At 72.3% G+C, this 22,008-nt stretch carries 1 protein-coding gene; it reads left to right on the forward strand.

Annotation, left to right across the window (positions count from 1 at the left end; translation table 11 throughout):
- Positions 1 to 8: 8 nt before the first annotated feature.
- The gene (locus ACZ6TD_RS30340) at positions 9 to 21,986 is read left to right on the forward strand and encodes a type I polyketide synthase (RefSeq protein WP_471343252.1); all 21,978 of its coding nucleotides are present in this window, start codon (positions 9 to 11) and stop codon (positions 21,984 to 21,986) included.
- Positions 21,987 to 22,008: the final 22 nt, after the last annotated feature.

Here is a 22,008-nt window from a genome sequence, read left to right on the forward strand (position 1 = left end):
ACGGCGTAATGGCGACGGCGAACGAAGAGAAGTACCTCGACTACCTCAAGCGGGCCACCACCGACCTGCGCGAGGCGCGGCGGCGGCTGCGCGAGGTCGAGGAGCGCGAGCAGGAGCCCATCGCCATCGTGGCGATGAGCTGCCGCTACCCCGGTGGGGTCAGCACCCCCGAGGAGCTGTGGGAGCTCGTCGCCCGCGGCGGTGACGCGGCCACGCCGTACCCCACCAACCGCGGCTGGGCCACCGACGTCCTCTTCGAGCCGGACCCGGACAGCGGCCAGGAGCCGTACGTCCACGAGGGCGGATTCCTGCACGACGCGGCCGACTTCGACCCGGCGTTCTTCGGCATCTCGCCGCGCGAGGCCCTCGCCATGGACCCGCAGCAGCGGCTGCTGCTGGAGACCTCCTGGGAGGCGTTCGAGCGCGCGGGCATCGACCCGACCACCCTCCAGGGCAGCCAGACCGGTGTGTTCGCGGGCGTGATGTACCACGACTACGCCTCCCGGCTGTTCTCCGCGCCCGAGGACGTCGAGGGCTTCCTCGGCAACGGCAGCTCCGGCTCCATCGCCTCCGGCCGCGTCGCCTACACCTTCGGCCTGGAGGGGCCGGCCGTCACCATCGACACGGCCTGCTCCTCCTCCCTGGTCGCCCTGCACTTCGCCGCGCAGGCGCTGCGCCGCCGGGAGTGCTCGCTGGCCCTGGCCGGCGGTGTCACCGTCATGTCCACCCCCGGCACCTTCACCGAGTTCAGCCGCCAGCGCGGACTCGCCGCGGATGGCCGCTGCAAGTCCTTCGCGGCGGCCGCCGACGGCACCGGCTGGGGCGAGGGCGCGGGCATGCTGCTGCTGGAGCGGCTCTCCGACGCCCGCGCCAACGGCCACCAGGTGCTGGCCGTCGTCCGTGGCAGCGCCATCAACCAGGACGGCGCGAGCAGCGGGCTGACCGCGCCCAACGGCCCCTCGCAGCAGCGCGTCATCCGCCAGGCCCTGGCCGCCGCCCGGCTCGCCCCCGGGCAGATCGACGTGGTCGAGGCCCACGGCACGGGTACGACGCTGGGCGACCCCATCGAGGCCCAGGCCCTCCTCGCCACGTACGGGCGCAACCACAGCGAGGACCAGCCGCTGTGGCTGGGCTCCATCAAGTCCAACATCGGGCACACGCAGGCCGCCGCCGGTGTCGCGGGCATCATCAAGATGGTCATGGCGATGCGCCACGGGGTGCTTCCGCGGACCCTGCACGTCGACCAGCCCACCCCCAACGTCGACTGGTCGGCGGGCGCCGTCTCGCTGCTGACCGAGGAGCGCGCCTGGCCCGACACCGGGCAGCCGCGCCGGGCCGCGGTGTCCTCGTTCGGCATCAGCGGCACCAACGCGCACACCATCCTGGAGCAGGCGCCCGAGCCGGAGGAGGCAGAAGCCGCGAAGACGGCTGACGACGCCCCCGCCGAGACCCGCGCCGCCGTCGCGCTGCCGCTGTGGACCGTGGCGGCCAAGAGCCGCCCCGCGCTGCGCGCCCAGGCCACCAACCTGCGCGCCCACCTCGAGGCCCAACCCGAACTGCGCCTCGCCGACGTCGGCTTCTCGCTGGCCACCGGCCGGGCCGCCTTCGAGCACCGGGCGGCGGTCGTCGCCGACGACCGCGAGGGCCTCATACGAGCCCTCGACGCACTGTCCCGCGAGGAGCCCGCGACCGGGCTGGTCGAGGGCAAGGTCGCGAGCGGCAAGGTGGCGTTCCTGTTCACGGGGCAGGGGAGTCAGCGGCTGGGGATGGGGCGTGAGTTGTACGACGCCTATCCGGTGTTCGCGGAGGCGTTGGATGCGGTGTGTGCGGAGCTGGATGCGCATCTTGCGCGTCCGCTTCGTGAGGTCTTGTTCGGGGATGACGCTGAGGCGCTGGATCAGACGGGGTTCACTCAGCCTGCGTTGTTCGCGGTTGAGGTGGCGTTGTTCCGGCTGGTGGAGGCGTGGGGGCTGCGGCCGGACTTCCTCTCCGGGCATTCGATCGGTGAGTTGGCCGCCGCGCATGTGGCGGGTGTGTTGTCGCTGGCGGATGCTGCGAAGTTGGTGGCGGCGCGTGGGCGTTTGATGCAGGAGCTTCCGGCCGGTGGCGCGATGGTCGCGGTGCAGGCGTCGGAGGATGAGGTGACGCCGCTGCTGACCGAGCGGGTGTCGATCGCCGCGCTCAATGGGCCGTCGTCGGTGGTCATCGCGGGTGATGAGGACGCGGCGCTGGAGATCGCGGCCGGTTTCGAGGCCCAAGGCCGTAAGACCAAGCGGCTCACGGTCAGCCATGCGTTCCACTCGCCGCGTATGGACGGGATGCTGGAGGCGTTCCGCGAGGTGGCGCAGGGGCTGTCGTACGAGGCTCCGAAGATTCCGATCGTGTCGAATCTGACCGGTGGCGTGGTGTCCGCCGAGGAGATCACGACTCCGGACTTCTGGGTGCGCCATGTCCGTGAGGCCGTCCGCTTCCTCGACGGCGTACGGACGCTCGAGGACCGCAACGTCACGACGTTCGTGGAGCTGGGCCCGGATGGTGTGCTCACCGCCATGGCCCAGGACTGCCTGACCCGCGACGACGCCACCCTTGTGTCCGCGCTGCGCTCCGGCCGCCCGGAGCTCCAGAGCCTGGCCACCGCCGTCGCCGGGGCGCATGTGCACGGTGTCTCCCCGGACTGGGCCGCGGTGTTCGCCGGGACGGACACGGCCCGCACCGACCTTCCGCTCTACCCCTTCCAGCGCGAGACCTACTGGCTCGACACCGGCTACTGGGCGGGCGACATGGCGGCCGCCGGGCTCGGCGTGGCCGACCATCCGCTGCTGGGCGCCGCGGTGGCGCTCGCCGACTCCGACGGCTTCCTCTACACCGGCCGGCTCGCCCTGGACACCCATCCGTGGCTGGCCGATCACGCGGTGGCGGGCTCGGTGCTGCTGCCGGGCACGGCCTTCGTGGAGCTTGCGATACGCGCCGGTGACCAGGTCGGTTGTGACCTGCTGGAGGAGCTGACGCTGGAGGCTCCGCTGGTGCTTCCCGAGGCGGGCGGTGTCCAGCTCCAGCTCTCGGTGGGCGCGCCCGACGGCTCGGGGCGGCGCTCGCTGACGGTGTACTCGCGGTCCGAGGACGCGGCGGTCGACGAGCCCTGGGTGCGGCATGCGTCGGGTGTGCTGGGCGCGGGCGCGCCCACGGCGTCGTTCGAGCTGGCGGCGTGGCCCCCGGCGGGGGCGTCGGCACTGCCGGTCGAGGGTCTGTACGAGGGCCTGGCCGAAGCCGGGCTGGCGTACGGCCCGGTGTTCCGGGGGCTGACGTCCGCGTGGCGGGTCGGGGACGAGGTCTATGCGGAGCTGGAGCTGCCGGAGGGTGTGCGGTCCGAGGCGGGTGCGTTTGGTCTGCATCCGGCGCTGCTGGATTCCGCGCTGCATGCGGTGGGGTTGGGCGGTCTGATCGAGGGTGAGGGCGCCCGGCTGCCGTTCTCGTGGGCTGGGGTGTCGTTGCACGCGGTGGGTGCTTCGGTGCTGCGGGTGCGGTTGTCGGCGGCGGGTTCCGATGGGGTGTCGCTGGCGGTGGCGGATGGTGCTGGGCGTGCGGTGCTGTCGGTGGATTCGCTGGTGTTGCGGCCGGTGTCCGTGGAGCAGATCCAGGGTGCGCGGGGTGGCCGTCAGGAGTCGCTGTACCGGCTGGACTGGGCTGAGGTGTCCGCTCAGGGTGGGGCAGGACGTTGGGTGCTGCTGGGGTCCGACGCCTTTGGCCTGGCGTCGGCCGGGCAGCGGTTCGAGACGTACGCCGACTTGGAGGCGCTGGCTGCGGCGGTTGAGTCGGGCGCCACGGCGCTGCCGGATGATGTGGTGGTCGCCCTGCCGGGGAACGTTGCGGCAGATCAAGCCTGTCCGGCGTTTGAGGACACGCCCGAAGGGGGTCCGGGGTCCTGGGGCTTGCCCCAGGTTGTGGGAAGGGGCGGGATTGGGGAATGCTCCTCACCCGCCGACGCGGCGCACCGGGTCACCGCCCAGGCGCTGAGCCTGCTGCAGCAGTGGCTGGCGGACGACCGTTTCACCAACTCGCGCCTTGTTCTGTTGACCTCGGGTGCCGTGGCGGCCGGTGCGGATGAGCCGGTGGCCGATCTGGCGCATGCCGCTGTCTGGGGTCTGGTGCGCTCGGCCGAGTCGGAGAATCCCGGTCGGTTCGTGTTGGTCGATGTCGATGGCGCGGCCGCTTCGTTGGCGGCGGTGCCGGACGCGCTGGCGTCGGGGGAACCGCAGGTGGCCGTGCGGGGCGGGGTGCTGCGGGCGCCGCGTCTGGCGCGGGCCGCCGCTGCTGTTCCCGGGGATGACGCGCCGGAGTTCGACGCCGAGGGCACGGTGCTGGTGACCGGTGCGAGTGGCACGCTGGGCGCCCTGTTCGCCCGCCACCTGGTGGCGGAGCGTGGCGTACGGCATTTGCTGCTGGTGAGCCGCCGTGGCGGTGAGGCTCCTGGTGCGGCCGAACTCGCCGCCGAGCTGGCCCAGTTGGGTGCGAGCGTGAGCTGGGCGGCGTGTGATGTCGCCGATCGTGGCGCGCTGGCCGAGGTGCTGGCGGCGATTCCGGCGGAGCACCCGCTGACGGGCGTGGTGCACACCGCCGGTGTGCTGGATGACGGTGTGATCGGCTCGCTGACACCGGAGCGGCTGGATCGGGTGCTGCGTCCGAAGGTGGACGCGGCCTGGAACCTGCATGAGCTGACCCGTGAGCTCGACCTGTCGGCGTTCGTTCTCTTCTCCTCCGCCGCCGGTGTCTTCGGCGCCGCCGGACAGGGCAACTACGCCGCCGCCAACGCCTACGTGGACGCGCTCGCCCAGCACCGTACGGCGCTCGGCCTGCCCGCCACGTCGCTGGCCTGGGGTCTGTGGGCCGCCGAGTCCGGTGGTATGGCCGGTGAGTTGGACGACACCGATGTGTCCCGGATGAGCCGGGGCGGTGTCGCGGCGCTCGCCACCGACGAGGGCAAGGAACTGTTCGACGCGGCCGGACGGGCGGGCGAGGCGCTGCTCGTCCCGGTGCGTCTCGACCTGGCGGCGGCACGGGCCGAGGCGGCGTCCACCGGTGTGGTGGCCCCGCTGATGTCCGGGCTGGTACGGGTCCCGGCGCGGCGTACGGCCGAGGGCTCCGCCGGAACGGGCGCCCTGGCGCAGCGGCTGGCCCGCCTGAACGCGGCCGAGCAGTTGGAGACGCTGCTGGAACTGGTCCGTACCCAGGTCGCGGCCGTCCTGGGCTATGCCACCGCCGACTCCGTGGACCCCGACCGCGCCTTCCGCGACCTGGGCTTCGACTCGCTGACCGCCGTCGAACTGCGCAACCGCATGAACGCGGTCACCGGGATGCGGCTCCCCGCCACCCTGGTCTTCGACTACCCGACCTCCCTCGTCCTGGCCGAACACCTCCGGGGCGAACTGGCGGGCACCCGCGCCCAGTCGGGCCTGCCGGTGTCGACCGTGGGCGCGCTCGACGACGAGCCGATCGCCATCGTGGGCATGAGCTGCCGCTTCCCGGGCGGGGTGCGCACCCCCGAGGACCTGTGGCGGCTGCTGTCCTCCGGCCAGGACGCGATCTCCGGCTTCCCCGTGGACCGTGGCTGGGACCTGGACGCGCTCTACCACCCGGACCCGGAGCACCCCGGCACCTCGTACACCCGCGAGGGCGGTTTCCTCCACGACGCCGCCGACTTCGACCCCACCTTCTTCGGGATCTCGCCGCGCGAGGCCCTCGCCACCGATCCGCAGCAGCGGCTGCTGCTGGAGACGTCGTGGGAGGCGTTCGAGCGCGCGGGCATCGACCCGACCACGCTGCGCGGCAGCCGTACCGGCGTGTTCGCGGGCGTGATGTACCACGACTACGCCACGCTCGTGGAGCAGGCCCCGGACGGCGGCGGCGAGGGCGCGATCGGCTCCGGCAGCACGGGCTCCATCGCCTCCGGCCGCGTCGCCTACGCCCTCGGCCTGGAGGGTCCGGCGGTCACCGTCGACACGGCGTGCTCGTCGTCGCTGGTGGCGCTGCACTGGGCGATGCAGGCGCTGCGCTCGGGCGAGTGCACGATGGCGCTGGCCGGTGGTGTCACGGTGATGGCGACCCCCGGTACGTTCGTCGGCTTCAGCCGCCAGGGCGGCCTGTCCGCCGACGGCCGCTGCAAGGCGTTCTCGGCGGACGCGGACGGCACGGGCTGGGCCGAGGGCGCGGGCATGCTGCTCGTGGAGCGGCTGTCGGACGCGCGCAGGAACGGTCACCGGGTACTGGCGGTGGTGCGCGGCAGCGCGGTGAACCAGGACGGTGCGTCCAATGGCCTGACGGCGCCGAACGGCCCGTCCCAGCAGCGCGTCATCCGGCAGGCGCTGGCCGCCGCGGGGCTGTCGGTCGGCGATGTGGACGCGGTCGAGGCGCACGGCACGGGTACGACGCTGGGCGACCCGATCGAGGCGCAGGCGCTGCTGGCCACGTACGGCCAGGAGCGGGACGCCGAGCGGCCGTTGCTGCTCGGCTCCATCAAGTCGAACATGGGCCACACGCAGGCGGCCGCCGGTGTCGCCGGTGTGATGAAGATGGTCCTCGCGATGCGGCACGGGGTGCTGCCGAAGACCCTGCACGCGGACGAGCCGTCGCCGCATGTGGACTGGTCGGCGGGGGCCGTCTCGCTGCTGACCGAGCCGGCGGAATGGCCGGAGACCGGCCGACCGCGCCGTGCGGGTGTGTCGTCGTTCGGCATCAGCGGCACGAATGTGCACACGATCATCGAGCAGGCGCCGGTGGTGGAGGCGGCTGAGGCTCCTTCGGGTGCTGTTGTGGCTCCGGGTGTGGTGCCGTGGGTGCTGTCGGGGCGGGGTGCGGCCGCGCTGCGTGCTCAGGCGGAGCGGCTGGTGGCGCATGTGGAGGCTCGGGCCGAGCTGCGGCCGGTGGATGTGGGGTTCTCGCTGGCGACCGGGCGGTCGGCTTTCGATCACCGTGCGGTGGTGGTGGCTGAGGGCCGGGAGGGGCTGCTGGCTGGTTTGGGTGCGCTGGTTGAGGGTCGTGGTGCGCCGGGTGTGGTTGAGGGTTCGGTGGCCGGTGGCAAGGTGGCGTTCCTGTTCACGGGGCAGGGGAGTCAGCGGCTGGGGATGGGGCGTGAGTTGTACGACGCCTATCCGGTGTTCGCGGAGGCGTTGGATGCGGTGTGTGCGGAGCTGGATGCGCATCTTGAGCGTCCGCTTCGTGAGGTCTTGTTCGGGGATGACGCTGAGGCGCTGGATCAGACGGGGTTCACTCAGCCCGCGTTGTTCGCGGTTGAGGTGGCGTTGTTCCGGCTGGTTTCGGAGGCGTGGGGGCTGCGGCCGGACTTCCTCTCCGGGCATTCGATCGGTGAGTTGGCCGCCGCGCATGTGGCGGGTGTGTTGTCGCTGGCGGACGCGTGCCGGTTGGTTGCGGCGCGTGGGCGGTTGATGCAGGAGCTTCCGGCCGGTGGCGCGATGATCGCGGTGCAGGCGTCGGAGGACGAAGTACTGCCGCTGCTCACCGATGGCGTGAGCATCGCCGCCCTCAACGGGCCCACGTCCGTCGTCATCGCGGGTGATGAGGACGCGGCTCTGGCGATCGCTTCCGGTTTCGAGGCGCAGGGCCGTAAGACCAAGCGGCTGACGGTCAGCCACGCGTTCCACTCGCCGCGTATGGACGGGATGCTGGAGGCGTTCCGCGAGGTGGCCGAGGGGCTGTCGTACGAGGCTCCGCGCATCCCGATCGTGTCCAACCTGACGGGCGAGGTGGTCTCCGCCGAGGAGATCACGACCGCTGACTTCTGGGTGCGCCACGTCCGTGAGGCCGTCCGCTTCCTCGACGGCGTCCGGACCCTGGAAGCCCAGGGCGTCTCCACGTTCGTCGAGCTGGGCCCGGACGGTGTGCTCACCGCGATGGCGCAGGAGTGTGTGACCGGCGAGGACGCCGCGTTCGTCTCCGTGCTGCGCACGGACCGTCCCGAGGCCGAGGCGCTGACCACCGCCCTCGCGCGGGCCCATGTGCGTGGCGTGGCGGTGGACTGGGCGGCCGTCTTCGCCGGTATGGGCGCGGCACGGGTGGAGCTGCCGACGTACGCCTTCCAGTACGCGCGCTACTGGCCCGAGCTCCCGGCCACCGTGGGCGGTACGGCCGGGCTGGGCCTGGCAGCCGTCGACCATCCGCTGGTCGGGGCCGCCGTGCCGCTGGCCGGTGGCGAGGGACTGCTGCTCACGGGCCGCCTGGGACTCGACACGCATCCGTGGCTGGCGGACCACGCCGTGATGGGCTCGGTGCTGCTGCCGGGCACGGCCTTTGTCGAGCTTGCGGTTCGCGCCGGTGACCAGGTCGGCTGTGACCAGGTCGAGGAGCTGACGCTGGAGGCTCCGCTGGTGCTTCCCGAGGCCGGAGGCGTTCAGCTTCAGCTCTCGGTGGGCGCGCCGGACGGCTCCGGCCGTCGTGCGTTCGAGGTGTACTCGCGGCTCGAGGACGCGGCCGCCGATGAGCCGTGGCTGCGCCATGCCTCGGGCGCGCTCGTGGAGGGTGCGCCGGCGGCGTCGTTCGACCTGGGCGTATGGCCTCCGGCGGGTGCGACGCCGGTTGCGCTGGACGGTCTCTACGAGGGCATGGCGGGTCTGGGGCTCGCCTATGGCCCGGTGTTCCAGGGGCTGACGTCCGCCTGGCGGCTCGATGGCGAGGTCTATGCGGAGCTGGAGCTGCCGGAGGGTGTGCGGTCCGAGGCGGGTGTGTTTGGTCTGCATCCGGCGCTGCTGGATTCCGCGCTGCATGCGGTGGGGTTGGGCGGTCTGATCGAGGGTGAGGGCGCCCGGCTGCCGTTCTCGTGGGCTGGGGTGTCGTTGCATGCGGTGGGTGCTTCGGTGCTGCGGGTGCGGTTGTCGGCGGCGGGTTCCGATGGGGTGTCGCTGGCGGTGGCGGATGGTGCTGGGCGTGCGGTGCTGTCGGTGGATTCGCTGGTGTTGCGGCCGGTGTCCGTGGAGCAGATCCAGGGTGCGCGGGGTGGCCGTCAGGAGTCGCTGTACCGGCTGGACTGGGCTGAGGTGTCCGCTCAGGGTGGGGCAGGACGTTGGGCGCTGCTGGGGTCCGACGCCTTTGGCCTGGCGTCGGCCGGGCGGTTCGAGACGTACGCCGACTTGGAGGCGCTGGCTGCGGCGGTGGAGTCGGGCGCCACGGCGTTGCCGGATGATGTGGTGGTCGCCCTGTCCTCGAACCTTCCGGCGTTTGCGGCAGATCATGCCCGTCCGGGCTTCGAGGGCCGGGGTGCTGGGGCGGAGCCTGCCGCTGGCGTGGCTCCGCATGCTGGCTCGGGTGCGGCAGTTCAAGCCTGTCCGGCGTTTGAGGACTCGCCCGAAGGGGGTCCGGGGTCCTGGGGCTTGTCCCAGGTTGTGGGAAGGGGCGGGATTGGGGAATGCTCCTCACCCGCCGACGCGGCGCACCGGGTCACCGCCCAGGCGCTGAGCCTGCTGCAGCAGTGGCTGGCGGACGACCGTTTCACCAACTCGCGCCTTGTTCTGTTGACCTCGGGTGCCGTGGCGGCCGGTGCGGATGAGCCGGTGGTCGATCTGGCGCATGCCGCTGTCTGGGGTCTGGTGCGCTCGGCCGAGTCGGAGAATCCCGGTCGGTTCGTGTTGGTCGATGTCGATGGCGCGGCGGATTCGTTGGCGGCGGTGCCGGACGCGCTGGCGTCGGGGGAACCGCAGGTGGCCGTGCGGGGCGGGGTGCTGCGGGCGCCGCGTCTGGCGCGGGCCGCCGCTGCTGTTCCCGGGGATGACGCGCCGGAGTTCGCCGCCGAGGGCACGGTGCTGGTGACCGGTGCGAGTGGCACGCTGGGCGCCCTGTTCGCCCGCCACCTGGTGGCGGAGCGTGGCGTACGGCATTTGCTGTTGGTGAGCCGTCGTGGCGGTGAGGCTCCTGGTGCGGCCGAACTCGTCGCAGAGCTGGCTGAGTTGGGTGCGAGCGTGAGCTGGGCGGCGTGTGATGTCGCCGATCGTGGCGCGCTGGCCGAGGTGCTGGCGGCGATTCCGGCGGAGCACCCGCTGACGGGCGTGGTGCACACGGCCGGTGTGCTGGATGACGGTGTGATCGGTTCGCTGACGCCGGAGCGGCTGGATCGGGTGCTGCGTCCGAAGGTGGATGCGGCCTGGAACCTGCATGAGCTGACCCGTGAGCTCGACCTGTCGGCGTTCGTTCTCTTCTCCTCCGCCGCCGGTGTCTTCGGCGCCGCCGGACAGGGCAACTACGCGGCCGCCAACGCCTACGTGGACGCGCTCGCCCAGCACCGTACGGCGCTCGGCCTGCCCGCCACCTCGCTGGCCTGGGGTCTGTGGGCCGACTCCAGCGCGATGACCGGTGAGCTGGACGACGCGGATGTGTCCCGGATGAGCCGGGGCGGCGTCATGGCGCTGTCGGCCACCGAGGGGCTGGAGCTGTTCGACGTCGCGGGCCGCCTCGGCGAGGCGGTGCTGGTGCCGATGTCGCTGGACATGGCCGCGCTCCGGGCGCAGGCGGGCAGCGGTGCGCTGGCGCCACTGTTCCGTGGTCTGGTGCGGGTTCCGGCGCGGCGTGCGGCGGAGGGCGCGGCGGCGTCGGGCGCGCTGGCGCGGCGGCTCGCCGGGCTGGACGAGGCCGAGCAGCTCGATGTGCTGCTGGACCTGGTCCGTACGAACGTCGCAACGGTGCTCGGATACGCCGGTCCGGAGACGGTCGAGCCCGACCGCTCCTTCCGTGAGCTGGGCTTTGACTCGCTGACGGCGGTGGAGTTGCGGAACGCGTTGGGCGCGGTGAGTGAGCTGCGGTTGCCCGCGACGCTGGTGTTCGACTACCCGACGCCTGCGGTGTTGGCGGAGTTCCTGCGCGCCGAGGTTGTGGGGGCCGCGGCTGCGGTGGCGGGTCCGGTGGTGGTGTCGGCTGCGGATGATGAGCCGATCGCCATCGTGGGGTTGGGTTGCCGTTATCCGGGTGGGGTGGAGACTCCGGAGGATCTGTGGCGGTTGGTCATGGAGGGCCGGGACGCGATCTCGGAGTTCCCCACCGACCGTGGCTGGGACCTCGCGGCGCTCTACCACGAGGACCCGGACCACAGCGGAACGAGCTACGCCCGCGAGGGCGGCTTCGTGGAGGACGCCGGCCACTTCGACCCGGGCTTCTTCGGGATCTCGCCGCGTGAGGCGCTGGCGATGGATCCGCAGCAGCGGTTGCTGCTGGAGACGTCGTGGGAGGCGTTCGAGCGCGCGGGCATCGACCCGACCACGCTGCGCGGCAGCCGTACCGGCGTGTTCGCGGGCGTGATGTACCACGACTACGCCTCGCTGCTGGAGCGGGTGCCCGAGGGCGTCGAAGGCTTCCTCGGCACGGGTAATGCGGCGAGTGTGATTTCGGGTCGGTTGGCGTACACGTTTGGTCTTGAGGGGCCGACGATCACGGTGGATACGGCGTGTTCGTCGTCGTTGGTGGCGTTGCATCTGGCGGTGCAGGCGTTGCGGAACGGTGAGTGTTCGCTGGCGTTGGCCGGTGGTGTGACGGTGATGGCGACTCCGGCGCCGTTTGTGGAGTTCAGTCGTCAGCGTGGGCTTGCGGCTGATGGGCGGTGTAAGGCGTTCTCGGCGGACGCGGATGGCACGGGGTGGTCCGAGGGTGCGGGGATGCTGTTGGTGGAGCGGCTGTCGGATGCGCGGAAGAATGGTCATCCGGTGCTGGCGGTGGTGCGCGGCAGCGCCATTAATCAGGATGGTGCGTCGAATGGTTTGACGGCGCCGAATGGTCCGTCGCAGCAGCGGGTGATTCGTCAGGCGTTGGCGAATGCGGGTCTGTCGGCGTCTGATGTGGACGCGGTGGAGGCGCATGGCACCGGTACCAGCCTCGGTGACCCGATCGAGGCGCAGGCGCTGATGGCGACGTATGGCCAGGAGCGGGATGGGGAGCGGCCGTTGCTGCTGGGTTCCATCAAGTCGAATATGGGTCATACGCAGGCTGCGGCTGGTGTGGCGGGCATCATCAAGGTTGTGATGTCGATGCGGCATGGTGTGTTGCCGCGTACGTTGCACGCGGAGGTGCCGTCGCCGCATATTGACTGGTCTGCGGGTGCGGTGTCGTTGTTGCGGGAGTCGGTGGAGTGGCCGGAGTCGGGGCGTCCCCGGCGGGCTGCGGTCTCGTCGTTCGGCTTCAGTGGCACCAACGCGCACACGATCATCGAGCAGGCCCCGGTCAGCGAGGACGAGGCCCCGCGTGAGGTGGCGACGGAGCCCGGTGTGACGTCGTGGCCGCTGTCGGCGAAGACCGCCGACGCGCTGCGTGCCCAGGCCGGGCGGCTCCGTTCCTACCTGGACGAGCGGCCGGAGCTCGCACCGGCCGACCTCGGCTACTCGCTCGCGACCACGCGCGCCGCGCTGGACCACCGCGCGGTGCTGGTGGCCGACGACCGCGAGGGCTTCCTGCGCGGTCTGGACGCCCTGGCACGCGGCGAGTCCGGCGCGGAGGTGATCCAGGGGTCGGCCGCCGGCGGCAAGGTGGCGTTCCTGTTCACGGGGCAGGGCAGTCAGCGGCTCGGGATGGGCCGTGAGCTGTACGACGCCTATCCGGTGTTCGCGGAGGCGCTGGACGCGGTGTGCGATGAGCTGGATACGCACCTTGAACGGCCGCTCAAGACCGTGCTGTTCGGGGAGGACGCCGAGGCGCTGGATCAGACCGGGTTCACTCAGCCCGCGTTGTTCGCCATCGAGGTGGCGCTGTTCCGGCTGGTGGCGGCCTGGGGTCTGAAGGCGGACTTCCTCTCCGGGCACTCGATCGGTGAGTTGGCCGCCGCGCATGTGGCCGGTGTGCTCTCGCTGGCGGATGCGGCGACGTTGGTGGCGGCGCGTGGCCGTCTGATGCAGGAGCTTCCGGCGGGTGGCGCGATGATCGCCGTCCAGGCGTCGGAGGACGAGGTCACGCCGCTGCTCACCGAGCGGGTGTCGATCGCCGCGCTCAACGGGCCGACCTCCGTCGTCATCGCCGGTGACGAGGACGCGGCTCTGGAGATCGCCGCGTCGTTCGAGGCGGAGGGCCGTAAGACCAAGCGGCTGACGGTCAGCCACGCGTTCCATTCGCCCCGCATGGACGGAATGCTGGACGCGTTCCGCGAGGTCGCGGAGGGGCTGTCGTACGAGGCCCCGCGCATCCCGATCGTCTCCAACCTCACCGGGAACGTCGTCTCCGCCGACGAGATCACGACCCCCGACTTCTGGGTCCGCCACGTCCGCGAAGCCGTCCGCTTCCTCGATGGCGTACGGACGTTGGAGGCCCAGGGCGTCACCACCTACGTGGAGCTCGGCCCCGACGGTGTCCTCACCGCCATGGCCCAGGAGTGCGTCACCGACGCCGAGGCGGCCGGATTCGCCGCCGTGCTGCGGGCCGGTCGGCCCGAGGCGCGGGCGGTCCACGCCGCCGTGGCGCGGGCGTACGTCCGTGGCGTGGCGGTGGACTGGGCGGCCGTCTTCGCCGGTACGGGCGCGGCTCGCGTCGAGCTGACCGACCTGCCGACGTACGCCTTCCAGCGCCGTCGGTACTGGCCGCAGGCGTCGGCCTACGGCGTCGGTGGCACGGCGGGGCTCGGGCTGGCCGCCGTGGACCATCCTCTCGTGGGCGCCGCCGTACCGCTCGCGGGCGGTGACGGTGTGCTGCTGACCGGGCGGATCTCGGCCCAGACGCATCCGTGGCTGCTCGATCACGCCGTGATGGGCTCGGTGCTGCTGCCGGGCACGGCCTTCGTCGAGCTGGCGGTTCGCGCCGGTGACCAGGTCGGTTGTGACCAGGTCGAGGAGCTGACGCTGGAGGCGCCGCTGGTGCTTCCGGAGGTGGGCGGTGTTCAGCTTCAGCTCTCGGTGGGCGCGCCGGACGGCTCCGGCCGTCGTGCGTTCGAGGTGTACTCGCGGCTCGAGGACGCGGCCGCCGATGAGCCGTGGCTGCGCCATGCCTCGGGCGCGCTCGTGGAGGGTGCGCCGGCGGCGTCGTTCGACCTGGGCGTATGGCCTCCGGCGGGTGCGACGCCGGTTGCGCTGGACGGTCTCTACGAGGGCATGGCGGGTCTGGGGCTCGCCTATGGCCCGGTGTTCCGGGGGCTGACGTCCGCCTGGCGGCTCGATGGCGAGGTCTACGCGGAGCTGGAGCTGCCGGAGGACGGGCAGTCCGAGGCCGGTGCGTTTGGTCTGCATCCGGCACTGCTGGACTCGGCGCTGCACGCGGTGGGGCTCGGTGGCCTGATCGAGGGCGAGGCCGGGGCCCGGCTGCCGTTCTCGTGGGCTGGGGTGTCGTTGCACGCGGTGGGTGCTTCGGTGCTGCGGGTGCGGTTGTCGGCGGCGGGTTCCGATGGGGTGTCGCTCGCGGTGGCGGATGGTGCTGGGCGTGCGGTGCTGTCGGTGGATTCGCTGGTGTTGCGGCCGGTGTCCGTGGAGCAGATCCAGGGTGCGCGGGGTGGCCGTCAGGAGTCGCTGTACCGGCTGGACTGGGCTGAGGTGTCCGCTCAGGGCGCGGCTGGACGTTGGGCGCTGCTGGGGTCCGATGCGTTTGGTCTGGCGTCGGCCGGGCGGCGGTTCGAGACGTACGCCGACTTGGAGGCGCTGGCTGCGGCGGTGGAGTCGGGCGCCACGGCGTTGCCGGATGATGTGGTGGTCGCCCTGCCGGGGAACGTTGCGGCAGATCAAGCCCGTCCGGCGTTTGAGGACACGCCCGAAGGGGGTCCGGGGTCCTGGGGCTTGCCCCAGGTTGTGGGAAGGGGCGGGATTGGGGAATGCTCCTCACCCGCCGACGCGGCGCATCGCGCCACCGCCCAGGCGCTGAGCCTGCTGCAGCAGTGGCTGACGGACGACCGTTTCACCAACTCGCGCCTGGTCGTCCTGACCTCGGGTGCCGTGGCCGCCGGTACGGATGAGCCGGTGGCCGACCTGGCCCATGCCGCCGTCTGGGGTCTGCTGCGCTCGGCGCAGGCGGAGAACCCGGGCCGGTTCGTGCTGGTCGATGTCGATGGCGCGGCGGATTCGCTGGCGGCGGTGCCGGACGCGCTGGCGTCGGGCGAACCGCAGGTGGCCGTGCGGGACGGGGTGCTGCGGGCGCCGCGCCTGGCGCGGGCCACCGTGGACACCGAGCAGCCGCTCGACGTCGATGCCGAGGGCACGGTGCTGGTCACGGGTGCGAGTGGCACGCTGGGCGGTCTGCTGGCGCGGCACCTGGTGGCCGAGCGTGGCGTCAGGCATCTGCTGCTGGTGAGCCGTCGTGGCGACCAGGCACCGGGTGCGGCCGAACTCATCGCCGAAATGGACGAGTTGGGCGCCGAGGCGCGCTGGGCGGCGTGTGATGTGGCGGACCGGGACGCGCTCGCCGCGGCCCTCGCCACGGTCCCTGCCGAGCACCCGCTGACGGCCGTGGTGCACACGGCCGGTGTGCTGGATGACGGTGTGATCGGTTCGCTGACGCCGGAGCGGTTGGAGCGGGTGCTGCGTCCGAAGGTGGACGCGGCGTGGAATCTGCATGAGCTGACGCGTGACCTGGATCTGTCGGCGTTTGTTCTCTTCTCCTCGGCCGCCGGTGTGTTCGGCAACGCGGGGCAGGGCAACTACGCTGCCGCGAACGCCTTCCTGGACGCGCTCGCCCAGCACCGTCGGGCCCATGGCCTGGCCGGTACCTCGCTGGCTTGGGGGCTGTGGGCCGACTCCAGCGGGATGACCGGTGAGCTGGACGACGCCGATGTGTCCCGGATGAGCCGGGGCGGCGTCGTGGCGCTCTCGGCCACCGAGGGGCTGGAGCTGTTCGACGCCGGGTACCGCACGGACGAGGCGCTGCTGGTGCCCGTACGGCTCGACCTGGCCGTGTTGCGCGCCGAGGCGGCATCGACCGGTGTGGTGGCGCCGCTGCTGCGGGGGCTGGTGCGGGTTCCGGCGCGGCGTGCGGCGGAGGGCGCGGCGGCGTCGGGTGCGCTGGCGCGGCGGCTCGCCGGGCTGAGCGAGGCCGAGCAGCTCGACGCCCTGCTGGAGTTGGTCCGTACGCAGGTCGCGGCCGTACTCGGCCATGACTCGCTGGACAACGTCGAACCGCATCGCTCCTTCCGTGAGCTGGGCTTTGACTCGCTGACGGCGGTGGAGTTGCGGAACGCGTTGGGCGCGGTGAGTGAGCTGCGGTTGCCCGCGACGCTGGTGTTCGACTACCCGACGCCTGCGGTGTTGGCGGAGTTCCTGCGCGCCGAGGTTGTGGGGGCCGCGGCTGCGGTGGCGGGTCCGGTGGTGGTGTCGGCTGCGGATGATGAGCCGATCGCCATCGTGGGGTTGGGCTGTCGCTATCCGGGTGGGGTGGAGACTCCGGAGGATCTGTGGCGGTTGGTCATGGAGGGCCGGGACGCGATCTCCGAGTTCCCCACCGACCGTGGCTGGGATCTGGACGGGCTCTACCACCCGGACCCCGACCACCCGGGCACCTCGTACGCCCGCGAGGGCGGCTTCGTCGACCGGGCGGGCCACTTCGACCCGGCGTTCTTCGGGATCTCGCCGCGTGAGGCGCTGGCGATGGATCCGCAGCAGCGGTTGCTGCTGGAGACGTCGTGGGAGGCGTTCGAGCGGGCGGGCATCGATCCGGGTGCGCTGCGCGGCAGCCGTACCGGTGTGTTCGCTGGTGTGATGTACCACGACTACGCCTCCTCGCTCCCGGCGCTTCCGGAAGGTGTGGAGGGCTTCGTCGGTACGGGTAATGCGGCGAGTGTGATTTCGGGTCGGTTGGCGTACACGTTTGGTCTTGAGGGGCCGACGATCACGGTGGATACGGCGTGTTCGTCGTCGTTGGTGGCGTTGCATCTGGCGGTGCAGGCGTTGCGGAACGGTGAGTGTTCGCTGGCGTTGGCCGGTGGTGTGACGGTGATGGCGACTCCGGCGCCGTTTGTGGAGTTCAGTCGTCAGCGTGGGCTTGCGGCTGATGGGCGGTGTAAGGCGTTCTCGGCGGACGCGGATGGCACGGGGTGGTCCGAGGGTGCGGGGATGCTGTTGGTGGAGCGGCTGTCGGATGCGCGGAAGAATGGTCATCCGGTGCTGGCGGTGGTGCGCGGCAGCGCCATTAATCAGGATGGTGCGTCGAATGGTTTGACGGCGCCGAATGGTCCGTCGCAGCAGCGGGTGATTCGTCAGGCGTTGGCGAATGCGGGTCTGTCGGCGTCTGATGTGGACGCGGTGGAGGCGCATGGCACCGGTACCAGCCTCGGTGACCCGATCGAGGCGCAGGCGCTGATGGCGACGTATGGCCAGGAGCGGGATGGGGAGCGGCCGTTGCTGCTGGGTTCCATCAAGTCGAATATGGGTCATACGCAGGCTGCGGCTGGTGTGGCGGGCATCATCAAGGTCGTGATGTCGATGCGGCATGGTGTGTTGCCGCGTACGTTGCACGCGGAGGTGCCGTCGCCGCATATTGACTGGTCTGCGGGTGCGGTGTCGTTGTTGCGGGAGTCGGTGGAGTGGCCGGAGTCGGGGCGTCCCCGGCGGGCTGCGGTCTCGTCGTTCGGCTTCAGTGGCACCAACGCGCACACGATCATCGAGCAGGCCCCCGAGGCCGAACCGGCGGAGGCTTCCCCGGCCCCGGTCGCCCAGCCGTCCGTTCTGCCGTGGCCGCTCTCCGGCAAGAACCCCGACGCGCTGCGCGCCCAGGCCGAGCGGCTGCTCGCCGATCTCGACCGGCGGCCCGACGTCTCGCTCATAGACCTCGGCTACTCGCTCGCGACCACGCGCGCGGCGCTGGACCACCGTGCGGTCGTGGTCGGCGCGGACCGCGCCGGGCTGGTCGCGGGTCTGGCGGCGCTGGCGGGCGGCGAGTCTGCGGCCGGGCTGACGCAGGGCTCGGTGGCCGACGGCAAGGTGGCGTTCCTGTTCACCGGGCAGGGCAGTCAGCGGCTCGGGATGGGCCGTGAGCTGTACGACGCCTACCCGGTGTTCGCGGAGGCGTTCGACGCGGTCTGCGATGAGCTGGACGGGCACCTCGAACGGCCGTTGAAGACCGTGCTGTTCGGCGGGGATGCCGAGGCGCTGGATCAGACGGGGTTCACTCAGCCCGCGTTGTTCGCGGTCGAGGTGGCGCTGTTCCGGCTGGTGGCGGCCTGGGGTCTGAAGGCGGACTTCCTGTCCGGGCACTCGATCGGTGAGCTGGCCGCCGCCCATGTGGCGGGTGTGTTGTCGCTGGCGGACGCGGCGAAGCTGGTGGCCGCCCGTGGGCGGTTGATGCAGGAGCTTCCGGCCGGTGGCGCGATGATCGCCGTCCAGGCGTCCGAGGACGAGGTGCTGCCGCTGCTCACCGAGCGGGTGTCGATCGCCGCGCTCAACGGGCCCACGTCGGTGGTCATCGCGGGTGACGAGGATGCGGCGACTGAGATCGCCGCGTCGTTCGAGGCACAAGGTCGGAAAACCAAGCGGCTCACCGTGAGCCATGCGTTCCATTCGCCGCGTATGGACGGAATGCTGGACGCGTTCCGCGAGGTGGCCGAGGGGCTCACGTACGAGGCCCCGCGCATCCCGATCGTCTCCAACCTCACCGGCAACGTCGTCTCCGCCGAGGAGATCACGACGGCCGACTTCTGGGTGCGCCACGTTCGCGAAGCCGTCCGCTTCCTCGACGGTGTCCGCACCCTCGAAGCGCAGGGCGTCACCACCTACCTCGAACTCGGGCCCGACGGTGTCCTCACCGCCATGGCCCAGGAATGCGTCACCGACACCGGCACGGCCGCCTTCGCCGCCACGCTGCGCAAGGACCGGCCCGAGGCCGAGGCGCTGACGGCCGCCGTCGCGCGGGCCCACGTCCGTGGTGTGGCGGTGGACTGGAGGGCGTTCTTCGCGGGGACCGGTGCCCAGCGCACCGAGCTGCCGACGTACCCCTTCCAGCGCGAGCGCTACTGGCTGGAGGCTCCCGCCGGGACCATCGGCGACGTGGCCTCGGCCGGTCTCGGCTCGGCCGATCACCCGCTGCTGGGCGCGGCGGTGGATCTGCCCGACTCCGAGGGCGTCCTCTTCACGGGCCGGCTCTCGCTCCGTACCCACCCCTGGCTGGCCGACCACGCCGTCATGGACACCGTGCTGCTGCCCGGTACGGCCCTGGTCGAGCTGGCGGTTCGCGCCGGTGACCAGGTCGGTTGCGATCTGGTGGAGGAGCTGACCCTCGAAGCGCCGCTGATTCTGCCGGAGCGCGGCGGGGTGCAGCTGCGGGTCGCCGTGGACGAGCCCGAGGGCCCCGACGGGCGGCGTGCGCTGACCGTCTACTCGCGGCTGGAGGACGCCACGGACGAGCCGTGGATCCGGCATGCCTCTGGTGTGCTCACGGTCTCCGGTTCCTCCGGCTCCTCCGGGGTCCCGACCGGCCCGGCGGAGTGGCCCCCGGCCGCTGACACGGCTTCCACCGCGACCGCCGACCTGGAACCGCTCGACGTGGACGGGCTGTACGACGGCTTCGCCGCGCTCGGCCTCGCCTACGGCCCGGTGTTCCAGGGGCTGCGCAAGGCGTGGCGGCGCGGGGACGAGGTGTTCGCCGAGGTGGCGCTCGACGAGGACCGGCAGGGCGAGGCCCGTGCGTACGGGCTGCACCCGGCGCTGCTGGACGCCGCGCTGCACACGGTGGCGCTCGGCGGGTTCTTCCCGGCCGAGGAGGCGGGCCAGGCGCGGCTGCCGTTCTCGTGGGACGCCGTACGGCTGCACGCGGTCGGCGCGACCGCGCTGCGGGTGCGGGTCTCCCCGGCCGGGCACGGCGCGGTGGCGCTGGAGATCAGCGACGAGGCCGGTGCCCCGGTGGTGTCGGTCGGCTCGCTGGCGCTGCGGCCGCTGGACGCCGAGCAGTTCGCGGGCGCCCGCACCGCACACCACGAGGCGCTGTTCCGCGTCGACTGGGCCGCGCTGCCCACGCCCCCGGAGCGGCAGCGGCCGGAGGACACCGCCCTGTGGGCCGTCCTGGACGGTTTCGGTGGCGACGATCTGAAGCTCACGGCCGCGCTGACGGACGCGGACACCGGTATCGAGGCCGAGACGTACGCGGGGCTTCCCGCGCTCGCCGAGGCGGTGGAGGCCGAGGGCATCGCGCCCGATGTGGTCCTGGTGCCGTGCCTGCCCGACCTGGGCACGCCCGGGGACACGGCGGGCGCCGCGCACACCGTCGTCCGGCGGACGCTGGCGCTGGTCCAGGAGTGGCTCGCGGACGAGCGGTTCGCCGACTCCCGGCTGGTCCTGCTCACCCGTGGCGCCGTGGCCGTGACCACGGGCGACGACGCCGAGGGCGCCGAAGGGGCCGAAGGCGTGGACGACCTGGCGCACGCCGCCGCTTGGGGCCTGGTGCGCTCGGCACAGGCCGAGCACCCGGGCCGGTTCGTCCTGGTCGACGTCCAAGGAGACATCGACCTCCACGGCGCCCTGGCCCACGGCGTCCCCGCCCACGGCGACTTGGCCCACGGCGTCCCCGCCCACGGCGACTTGGCCCACGGCACCCCGGCCACCGGCACCCCGGCCACCGGCACCCCGACCACCCCCGCCACCCCCCACGGCTGGCTCCCCGCCCTCGTGGCGGCTCTGCGGACCGACGAGCCGCAGCTCGCCGTGCGCGGCGGGGTCGTCCACGCGCCGCGGCTCGCGCGGGTGGCGGCTCTGGACGGGGCGGCCGTGCCCGGTCTTGACCCGGCGGGGACCGTGCTGGTCACCGGCGCGTCCGGCACCCTGGGCGGGGTGCTGGCCCGCCATCTGGTGACCGAGCGCGGCGCCCGGAGGCTGCTGCTGACCAGCCGCCGGGGCGCGGAGGCGGCGGGCGCCGCCGAACTCGCCGCCGAACTCGCCGAGCTGGGCGCCGAAGCCCACTGGGCGGCGTGTGACGCGGCCGACCGCACGGCCCTGGCCGAGGTCATCGCGTCCGTTCCCGCCGACCACCCCCTCACCGCCGTGATCCACGCGGCGGGCGTGCTCGACGACGGGATCATCGAGTCCCTCACCCCCGAGCGCATCGCGCACGTCCTGCGCCCGAAGGTGGACGCGGCGTGGAACCTGCACGAGGTCACCCGGGACCTCGACCTGTCCGCGTTCGTGCTGTTCTCCTCCGCCGCCGGTGTCTTCGGCAACCCGGGGCAGGGCAACTACGCGGCGGCCAACACCTTCCTGGACGCCCTCGCCCAGCACCGCCGCGCCCAGGGCCTGCCCGCCGTCTCCCTGGCCTGGGGCCTGTGGGAGGACGAGGGCGGCATGGCCGCGACCCTCGCGACCGCCGACCGGCAGCGGATGAGCCGCGGCAGCATGGGTGCGCTGAGCAACGCCGAGGGTCTGGCCCTGTTCGATGTGTCGGGCCTGGCCGGACACCCGGTGCTGATCCCCGCCGCCCTGGACATCGCCGCCCTGCGCGCCCAGTCCACGGCCGGGGTCGCCCCGCTGCTGCGCGGGCTGATCCGTACCCCCGTACGGCGGGCCGCGGCCGGTGGCGGCGGCGGGGCGGACGAGGCGGCGAGCCTCGCCGAGCGGCTCGCGGGCATGTCCGCGGCCGAACGGGACCGCTTCCTGCTCAACCTGGTCTGCGGCCAGGTGGCCACCGTGCTCGGCTACGGCAGCGCGGCGGCGATCGAACCCGGCGCGGCCTTCAAGGAGCTGGGCTTCGACTCGCTCACCGCCGTGGAACTGCGCAACCGCCTCGGCGCCGCCACCGGCCTCCGGCTGCCCGCCACGCTGATCTTCGACTACCCGACGCCCGACGCCCTGGCCGACCATCTGCGCGCGGAACTCCCGCACGGGGACGGCGGCGGCCCGTCGGTGTTCGGCGAACTCGACCGCCTGGAAGCCGCCCTGGCGGTGGCCGCGGACGACAGCGTCACCCGCTCCAGGATCACCATGCGCCTCCAGGCGCTCCTGGCGAAGTGGAACGACGCCCAGGACGCGACCGGCGACGGCGACACCGACGACCACGACCTCGAATCCGCGACCGACGATGAGCTCTTCGACCTGCTCGACGACGAACTCGGCTCCTCCTGAACGGGAGCGTTCTGAACCCATG

The organism is Streptomyces yongxingensis, assembly GCF_055597465.1.